This window comes from Bacillota bacterium, assembly GCA_040754675.1.
GTDB lineage: Bacteria > Bacillota > Limnochordia > Limnochordales > Geochordaceae > Geochorda.
Window position 1 is genome coordinate 1 of record JBFMCJ010000643.1, and the last position, 2,189, is coordinate 2,189.

The 2,189-nt window shown below is 60.7% G+C and carries 2 protein-coding genes; both read left to right on the forward strand.

Annotation, left to right across the window (positions count from 1 at the left end; genetic code table 11):
* Positions 1-476: GntR family transcriptional regulator (locus AB1609_21985; GenBank protein ID MEW6049105.1), on the forward strand; the 476-nt coding region annotated here is incomplete at its 5' end.
* Between the two features lie 247 nt (positions 477-723).
* Positions 724-2,189 (forward strand): ABC transporter substrate-binding protein (locus AB1609_21990; GenBank protein MEW6049106.1); only part of this gene is annotated, 1,466 nt, incomplete at its 3' end.

The window sequence follows — 2,189 nt, forward strand, 5'->3', positions numbered from 1 at the left end:
TGGCTACGGAGGGGCTGGTATCCATTCTGCCGCGGCGCGGCACCTTTGCCAGTGAGCTCATATTCTCCGATGTGCAGGACCTGCTGGAGTTGCGCTGGCACCTTGAGGCGGTGGCTGCACGATTGGCTGCGTCCCGCATCACCGAGGAGGAGTTGAAGGCGATAGAACGACTCTTTGAAGGAGTTAATCGCCTGCCCCCGGGTTCGCCGGACCATGTGCGCATAGACACCGAGTTTCACAGGATCCTACAGCAAGCCACTCGCAATCGTTACCTGGCGGATACACTTGCCCGACTTCACACCCTTTCATTGCGCCTGATGTTCGTGACGAGGGCGAAGGCGGCCGAACTGCCGGATGCCCTCGGGCAGTACCTTGCTGTGGTGGAAGCGCTTCGGCGCCGCGACCCCGAGGCCACCGAGAGGGCTGTGCACGCCCACCTGGACGACTTCCGGGAGCGGTTGCGTGCTTCCCTGTAGGTGGGTAAGGTGGTTTGCTTCGGGGCAGAAAGAAATGGGGGTGAGATGCTCAGTGTGGCCTAGGGCAACCAAGCAAACAGTGCATGTCTAGGCGGTAACTAAGGTGATTTGGCAAGGGAGGGTCACTATGCAGAAACGGTTGCTCGCCGCTATTGTGGTCGTCGGGCTCCTGACAGGATCCCTGGCTGGCTGCGGCGGAAAGCAGCACGCTCCCACGCCCAGCTCCAGTGCAGGCGGCACACTGGTGGTGGCCGAGAACGAGCATCCCGCCAGTTTCGATCCCGTGCAGGCAGACGACTCAACCGTAGATCGCATGTGCCGGTTGGCGTACGAGGCGCTCCTCCAGTACAAGGTGGGGACCCCTGAGCCTGAGCCCGCACTGGCCGAGAGCGTGGAGGTCTCGCCAGATGGGCTCGTATACACGGCTAAGCTCCGCAAGGGGGTCAAGTTCCACGACGGTAGCGAGCTAACGGCCGAGGACGTGAAGTTCTCGCTCGACCGTGCGAAGAAGTTGGGCAGGGGCATTGCCTTCGTGCTTCAGTACTACGAGGAGACCGAGGTTGTCGACCCGTACACCTTGCGGATCAAATTGTCTAGGCCGTACGCACCGTTCATGGCTGCACTTCCCAAGCTGTATATCCTGAACAAGAAGCTCGTCACGGCCAATGACAAGGGCGACGACGGGCAGGCTTGGTTGCGTGACCACGAGGCGGGGTCGGGTCCCTACAAGCTGGATTCCTTCGCGCCCGAACAGGAGGCCGTCTTCAGCAGGTTCGACGGTTACTGGCGTGGGTGGGACGGGGAGCACGTAGACAAGGTGGTGTGGCGCTTCGTCAAAGAGAGTGCCACCCAGAAGATGTTGCTGGAGAAAGGCGACGTGGATATTGCCATGGATGTCTCCGCGGAGGACCTTGAAGCGCTCAAGTCCAACCCGGACATTAGCATCCACGAGTCGCCCACTCTGGTGGAATATTTCGTGTTTATGGCAACACACCGTGGGCCGCTGAAGGACAAGCGAGTGCGTCAGGCGCTGTCCTACGCGTACGACTACGCCGCGCACGTGAACTCGGTGCTGCGCGGTCACGGTACCCAATCCCGGGGTCCCATTCCAGCTGGCATGCCGTACCACGATTCTTCTGTGTTCCAGTACACGAAGGATCTGGACAAGGCCCGGCAGCTCCTGAAAGAAGCCGGTTATCACAACGGTGGGTTCACCCTGACCATGGCCTACCTCCCGGTGCTTGAGGAGGAAGTGCGCACCGTGGAGATCCTCCAGTCTGCTTGCCGGGAGCTGGGCATCGAGATCAAGCCGGAGGGCATGACCTGGCCGGTGCTCGTCGATCGGCTGTCCAAGCCGGAGACCGTGCCTGATCTCTCGACCGTGTATAACTTCCCCTCCTATGCCGATCCGGATGCGGCGGTCTTCTCCTTCTTCCACTCGTCGTTCATCGGCAACGGGCTGAACTTCGCATACTACAAGAACCCCGTGGCCGACCAACTGATGGAGAAGGGGCAGACTTCCGTTGACCCGGCCGCTCGAGAGCAGGCCTATAAGGAGCTGCAACGCGTGCTGGTCGAGGATGCCCCGGCCATTTACGTGTCTTGCCCGAACCACTGGTTGGCTGCCCGCAGCTATGTTAAGGGGTACAAGTACACCCCGGCCCACCACGAGACGCTGAACGCGTACGACATCTATCTCGAGGGCAAGAAGTA